Raw genomic sequence first — 7,383 nt, forward strand, 5'->3', positions numbered from 1 at the left:
ACTTGCGGGCAGGATGGGTGTGCCGTATCATCGGTTCATCGGTTCATCGGTTCATGCCGCGCGTGGCGTAGGCAGCAGAACTCGACGATCTCTTCCTCCTGACAGTCTGACACCCGGCCTTAGGCCGGGTATTGCCCATGGGCTAACTGGCCCTCCGATCCCGTGTTCGGGATCGATATGGTCGGCGCGTGCGTGCCTGCCCCCTGTGATGCGCGATGTGGCAGTGACCGGTTCGGGATCAGCTGCAACCAGCTTTCACTTATTACCCAGATCAGAACGGACGGCGCGAAAGCCACGCGCCCGATCCCTGACGGTGGGTCGCTTCCGCTTGAGGTCCAAACACCGCCTCTGGCGGATCCCCATACCTATGCCCGCCTTTCTGCCACCCCACTGACCGCCTGACGGGCAGGGCGGTGCCTTGCCTCGACTGTGCTCCAGTCCCTCATAGGAGAGTTTCAAAATGACAAATGCACCTCTGGATACCCAGCCCACCCTTCGCCTATTCAACGTCTCGGTTCAGGGCGGCCGTTTGACCAAGTTCAAGGGCCAGGTGGCGAGTATTGCACCAGGGCTCTCGGTCGTGGCAACCGCTGCGGTGCTGTTCTCGGGTGGTGCGGCGTATGCGGCCGATGAGTGCGGGGCAGAAAACAAAAACGACCCACATGACACCGTCAAATGTGACGCCAGCGACCCCAACTACCCCAACTACGGTGATGATGGCATCACCTATACCAATTCAGAGGGGTTCACTCTGAAGCTTGAAAATGTTGACGTCACGAATGGGAACAAGGTCTTTGGGGTGTTCGTGAAGGGGAGGCCGGGGAACGGGGGTCTTGTCGGAGATGATCTTGCTGTGGAAATGGAGGGCGGCAAGGTTACCACGGTTGGCGATAATGGTATGGCGCTTTTTGTGGAGATCGAGAAAGCGGCGAGTAACGCTAACGCTAACGTTACCGTGAAGGGCGGAGCGGAAATTACTACAGACGGTAGGCAGGCTCATGGGGCTTTGGCGAGCGCTAAGGGTAATGGCGATGCGCATGTTGTGATGGAGGGTGCTGGCACGAGAATCACTACCAATGGGGCAAACAATTCAGATGGGGACGGTAATTCTTACGGGCTTTGGGCAAGTGTCACCCAGTTCCAGGGCGAGGGGGGCTTTGGCAATGCGACCGCGGAAATGAAGGGCGGTAATATCCGCATGAATAACGGGTCGAATGCGTACGCGGTTTATGCGTCTATCAAAAACAAGGAGAATGAAGCCACGGCGACCGCACGCCTGACCAACGGGTCTATCAGAACGATGACACACCGTGGCTATGGACTTTTTGCGCTGACCAATGGCACTGGCGAGACCGCGGCGGTCGCGGAAGTATTGGGCGGCAATATCCGCACGAATGTAAATGATGATGGGAACAATGCTTACGGGCTTTGGGCGTATCTCGAGGGCGTAACGAGCGACGAGGCCAGGGCGATCGTGCGTATGGCCGAAGAGGAGAATGTCAGGACAACTGTCAGGACAAGCGGTAGCAGCAGCTTTGGGATTGTGGCGAGCACCACAGCCCTTGGCCATGTGGAGGCGCAAATGGAAGGTGGCACGCTCATCACGGATGGGGCACTTGCTCACGGGGCTTTTGCGTGGATCTACGGCGCGGACAACGCATCCACGGCGGTGATGAACATGACCGGAGGGGAGATCGAAACAAGCGGTGACGGAGCCTATGGGATTGCGGCGGAGGTCAGCTCCACGAGTGGTGGCGTAGACAGGACGACGGATAGCACCGCCACGGCGACGGTGAACATGAGCGGAGGGGAGATCGAAACAAGCGGTGCTGACGCCCGTGGGATTGTGGCGAGGTCCAGTGGCCTTGGTGCGGTGAGTGCGCAAATGAGTGGCGGCAGAGTCACCACGGTTGGACAGGAATCTCACGGGCTTGTGGCGCAGATCACCAACGCGGAGAGTAATGCTGCGGCGACGGTGGGAATAACCGGCGGGAAGGTCAGAACGGTCGGCCACTTTGCCTCTGGGCTTTGGGCAACGACCGAAGGTGTTGGTAATGCGACCGCGGAAATGAAAGGCGGCACGGTTCGTACGTATGAGGCAGAATCTCACGGGCTTTTTGTGGAGATCAGCAACGCGGGTAGCGCCGCCACGGCGACGGCGAACATAACCGGCGGGGAGATCACTACAGAAGGTGGCAATGCGCATGGGGTTTATGTGGTCAACCTTGGCAATGCGACGGCGCAATTGGACAGCGGGAAGGCGATTGTCAACCTGGGCACGGGCGCTGTTGTCGCGGCTTCCGGCACGGGCGCAGACGGGATTCGCGCTGAGGGTGCGAGAGGCTTTGATGTTGACGTCGCCGGTACTGTGACGGGCGGATCTGGTAACGGCGCAGCGATCCGAACGATATCCAGCGCCGGGGGGACGATTGATATCGCCAGCACCGCCAGGGTGACTGCGGGAACGTCTGGTCTTGCGATACAGGACGGGGATGGTGACGCGGTCATCACTTCGGCAGGGACAATCGTCGGCGACGTTCGTCTCGGGGCGGGTGACGACAGACTGACCCTGGCAGGTGGCAGTGTCACCGGTGGTGTTGATGGTGGTGCGGGCGGTAATGATCATCTGACCTTGAGTGGTCAGATCAGGACGACACTGGATAATTTCATCAATTGGGAGCATCTGACGCTGAAAGATGGGACGACCCTGCGCCTGGATGGGACGGACAGACTGGATATGGATCTGTCCATCGACGCGGGGTCCGTGTTCCACGCGACTGGTGGGGGCAGCCCCACCGGGGCGACCATTGCAGGTGATGTGGCCAACGCGTCTGGCGGAGGGATCACCATCAGAGGTGGCGTGACCAATAGTGGTACCTTAAGCGTGCAGGACGGGAAGACGGGGGATGTGATCACCATTGAGGGGGATTACACCGGATCGGGAACAAGTGTCCTTGCGCTGGATGCGCGTCTGGATGGCAATGGTTCGAATACCGACCGGCTTGTCATCACCGGCGACGCGTCGGGCGAGACGATGCTGTCGATTTCCGGGCTGGACAGTGCCGGTGCAGAGGTCACAGCGCTTGAGATCGACGTGGTCTCTGTTGGCGGGCAGTCTGACGGAACGTTCAAGCTTATGAATGGCAACCATGTCACTGCGGAGGGGGAGCATGCGCTTGTCTCGGGCGCCTACCTCTACAGGCTGGCTGAGACAGGCCGCGGCTGGGCGTTGAGCGCGCTGTCAGAGGCAGGGGGGCCGGTCTATCAACCTTCTGCGCCGATCTATGACAGCTATGGCCAGTCGCTGCTGGCCCTGAATGGCCCCGCGTCGCTGCGCAGCCGGGGCAGCTCGGAAGACTTCCGGAGCCTGGCCTGGGACGGCGGACCCGCCACACAAAGCGCAGGCTCGCCGCTGTGGTTCCAGATGGGGACAGAACAGGTCACATTGGCGGCAGAGCACAGCACAACAGGGGCGGCGCTCGACAGCGGTCTCTGGGAGATAGAGATCGGCGGGGATGTTGTCCTGAGCGAGAGCGGTGCGGGCCTTCTTGTGGGCGGGTTGCAGTTCTCCTACGCCACGGGCAGTGCGTCGGTGACCTCAGACTTTGGAGACGGGTCGATTGACACCAGTGGCTTTGGCCTTGGGGTGACGGCCACGTGGTATGACACGCGCCGGTTTTATGTGGACGGTCAGGTGACGGTGGCCTCCTACTCCAGCGACCTAGAGGCTGACAGGATTGGAAGCCTGGCGGACGGCAACGGCGGCACGGGCCTTGCGCTGTCGATCGAGGCGGGACAGCAGCTTGATCTGGGCGCGCGGCTGACGGTGATCCCGCAGGCGCAGCTGAGCCTCTCCTCTGTTGCGTTTGATGACTTTGACGGTGAGCGCTACGGGGAGCAGGTGACGCTTGAGGATGCGTCCAGCCAGCAGCTGCGGCTTGGGCTTGAGTTTGGTGCGCAGGAGGCACAGGAGACGCGTCGACTTTATGGCATCGTGAACCTGTTCCATGAGTTTGGCGCGGGCAGTGAGGTGAATGTTGCGGGGGCGACCCTGACAACCGAGAGTGAGCCCTGGGCAGTTGGGGTCGGCTTCGGCGGCAACTATGCCCTGACGGACCGCGTGGACCTCTTTGGCGAAGCCTCTTATGCCACCGGGCTCAGCAACGCCGGTGATACCAGCGCTCTGAGTGCAAATGCAGGCCTCAAAGTGGTGTTCTGAGGGGGTGGGTCTGGTCGTTGTGAGGACTGGAACGTCAGCAAGTAGGCAATTCCGGAGCAGCGCACCGACCACGCCGAATATCGGCCAATTCTCCGCGACAATCCTGAATTGGTAGAATGAGCCCTTACCGGCCTTTGCTTTGGTTTTCGTCTTTGCAAACGCAGCATGATAGTTCGGCCCAATCCAGACCTTCACCTAGCAGACCCGATGCTGCGTTGCGGCCCGTCATAGCTGCCGTTCGCTGCACATGCTAAACGTTGGCGAACTCAGGTCTTGCGGACGCGGCCGAGGTCGTCGTCTAAGACAGTGTGCACATTGCTAAAGCCTTGCGCTTATAGAGAGCAAGGCCAGACAATGCACCTTGGTCTACCTACAGCGCAGGGTGATAGTGCTCAATCAGCAGACGTGTGAGCTGCTCTCCCCTACCGGAAAGTAGCGCAATATCCTCTTCTGACATCGAGAAGAAATCGGTAGGGTAGTCTTTCACTTGATCGCGGGAAATGAGATCAGATGGCCTATGGGGAAGACCTTTGTCTTGCAACCCAAGGTAAGGTAGCACAAAACCCGTAATCTGTTCGCTTTCTGCCAGATCATGCAGCAGAGAATAGCCTTGGTTCGTCGCTCGGCGGAAAATTGAGTTCACCGCGGCATTCATGCGACCGCCCCAATTGTAGACAAGGTCGTCGCCGGCTGGTTGACCGTGGCCTGCGTCGCAGCTGATGATGAAGTTACACTCAAAGACGTTGGTTGAGTATTTTGGGGATCGTCCTGGGACGAGACATGAAATTCCCAGGTTTTCGTAAACTCCCCCATCCGAAAGCAGCACGCGTTTTTTTGCTGTCCGACCCGACTTTTCGAATTCAAGAACCTGGTCAAAGGCCGGTAGGAGGACAGGAAATGCAGCGGACGAAGCAACTGCTTGTGATACACGCGGCGACGCTCCCACCGTGGTTCCAAGTCTCCAGCATCCCGTTTCCTTTGATCCATAACGAAAGGCTGTCGCGGTCCGAAGCTCGGATGCATTGATCACAACGTTCAACCCGCTACGACTGACCTCGTTCATCCGCATGTCCCCAAAATGCGAGCCGCGGAGGTGTCTTTCAAACGCAGTCGATCGGCTGGCATAGCGACGGAACGTCCGCGCCAACCATGTCGCGATCGTTCCAAAGGGATTGTCGCGCCAACCGACCTTGCTCAACAGAAAACTGAGGACGAGCAACAGGTTTGCCACAAGCATCGTTACACCTGATGTGACCAGGGTGCCCAGGATGAGCAGGGTTTCCTTTGAAAACAGGGTTTCGCGAACAATCCCTTTGACCAAACCACGGCGCAAAATTGCAATCACTCGGTCTTCGAAATCCTCAAACGAGTCGTCCGAATACGCCCATAGTGCGGCGATGACGCTGCCACCAGAAACCGATGAAACCACCGAAACGCGCTCAAGGAGACCGCGATCCTGGAGCGCGCGCAGACATCCCAGATGGAAGGCTATGGCGCGGGAGCCCCCGCCAGAAAGAGCGAGCCCAATTTTGAGAGGGTCTTCAGACATGTTGTGGCCTCAGAACGATCCGCACCCGCCTTGGCCCAAAGTCGAGCTCCCCCCGCCGATAGAGATATACGCCCCATTCGGGGTCAGTTGCGGCATGTCCAATGATGAGCATGACCGTATGTCTGGGCGGGGTTTTGCTGATTTGCAGGATGTTCTGCATCGCGCCAAGATCCACGTCGCTTGGGTTCGGGGGAGACACTGGATGGGTGTGCCAGATGCCGATGAAGCGCGATGCGCCGCCGCTTCTGCGCTTTTCGAGTTCGCTTCTTTCCCGCGTCCCGTCCGTACCGCAGAGGAAAAGTTGCGGAGAGTGGACGGAATCTGGCGGGGGACCAGTGACGGCGTCCAGGTGCAACAACCCGAGACTGTCGTCTATTTCTCCGAACATCAGGCCCCCGGTTTCGACATCGGGTCCGAGAGTTCTGGATCCTCGTGACACTTCTGCGGCGATGCCTTTCGCCGCGGCCTGGGAGACGAATACATTGTGCCCATGGTTTCGTTCTTTGTGCCGGATCGGGTCCAATACGTTCAGTCGCGCGAGCTTTGGTGTCTCTTCGCTGGTTACGTTGGGAAGAAACGCAACAAGGGAACCATCGCGTTCCTCATTCGCCAACTCTTTGAAACCAAGATTGACGAGACTGGCCGCGTGGTAGGCCATGTCGGCAGCTGAGGCTTGGAATGTTGGCTCAGAACACCCCGGCTCAGGTTGGAACAGATCGACCTCGCCGGGCTGTGGCCAAAATGCACGGGCGAGTTTTTCGCGGGTCGGATTGTTGAAACAAGCGATCTGCGCATTTCGAATGATAGATTTGGGTCCGCCAGTAACAGGCGAGCGACGTACGACGACCCGTCCAAATTGCGCGCGTGCGCTCACCGACATCGCAAGGATTGGCGGGGCGGCTGGGTCGTTCCTTAGATCTTCTTCCAAAGCTTCTGCCACAGCCCGGGATGCAGTGGCATCGATGATCACGTCAAAGTCGCGCCCGAGTTTTGAGAGCACTCCGTATTTGAGGTCCTCAAAGCCGATAGTAACATCGCAATGGGGTGCAATCTTTTGGAGCCGATCTCGGGTGGCCGATGCCTTTGCGTGACCGATTTCAGCATCATTGTATTGCTGCCGAACGAGAACACCCGAAGTGACGATCGCCTTGTCGACAATCTTGATGGAGGCGACGCCAGCCCGAACCAAAGTATCAGCTACATGGGAACCAAGTGCGCCGCATCCCAAGAGCAAGATCCGTTTGCCGCGGGCGGAAGCCATAGCACTCCCTGTATCTCGGCTAAGCGTGACTTCTTCGCGTGCTTCGTCGACGCGACACCATTCGACGCTCGCATCAAAACTCCATTGAACAAAGGCTTCAATTGCATCATCGCGATCGTCACCGCCCGCTTGAATGGCACGTAATGCAGTCACGGCTTCGCCGTTGATCCGCCAAATAGCCAGATGCTGCCGCAGTGGACCGTTTGGATCCCGTCGTCGCATTGGCGTCCCAAGGACCACAAACAAGGGCTGATCTACCCCGAGCGATGCAAGTTGCGATGTCATCACCACATAGAGATTGACCCAGCCCCCTGATCCGGGCCGCTCAGGTGTAGAATCCGTTCCTGTTTTGCT

The 7,383-nt window shown here is 58.7% G+C and carries 3 protein-coding genes; 1 reads left to right on the forward strand and 2 read right to left on the reverse strand.

The window, feature by feature from the left end:
• The first annotated feature begins 460 nt into the window (after positions 1–460).
• A complete protein-coding gene (locus GTF44_RS21620) occupies positions 461–4,219 on the forward strand; it encodes an autotransporter outer membrane beta-barrel domain-containing protein (RefSeq protein ID WP_253261409.1) in 3,759 nt (1,252 codons plus the stop codon).
• Between the two features lie 370 nt (positions 4,220–4,589).
• Here GTF44_RS21620 and GTF44_RS21625 read toward each other — a convergent pair whose 3' ends face one another.
• Positions 4,590–5,768, reverse strand: a complete 1,179-nt coding sequence (locus GTF44_RS21625; protein WP_171562526.1) for a patatin-like phospholipase family protein — start codon at positions 5,766–5,768, stop codon at positions 4,590–4,592.
• Positions 5,761–7,383 (reverse strand): ThiF family adenylyltransferase (locus GTF44_RS21630; RefSeq protein WP_171563860.1); only part of this gene is annotated, 1,623 nt, incomplete at its 5' end. The genes GTF44_RS21630 and GTF44_RS21625, both read right to left, overlap by 8 nt.

The organism is Roseobacter sp. HKCCD6576-2 (assembly GCF_013179285.1).
Taxonomy (GTDB): domain Bacteria; phylum Pseudomonadota; class Alphaproteobacteria; order Rhodobacterales; family Rhodobacteraceae; genus Rhodophyticola; species Rhodophyticola oceani.

Excerpts from the sequence above, each read along its gene's own strand:
- GTF44_RS21620 (WP_253261409.1), top strand. The coding sequence starts at position 461 with ATGACAAATGCACCTCTGGATACCCAGCCCACCCTTCGCCTATTCAAC.
- GTF44_RS21625 (WP_171562526.1), bottom strand. The coding sequence starts at position 5,768 with ATGTCTGAAGACCCTCTCAAAATTGGGCTCGCTCTTTCTGGCGGGGGC.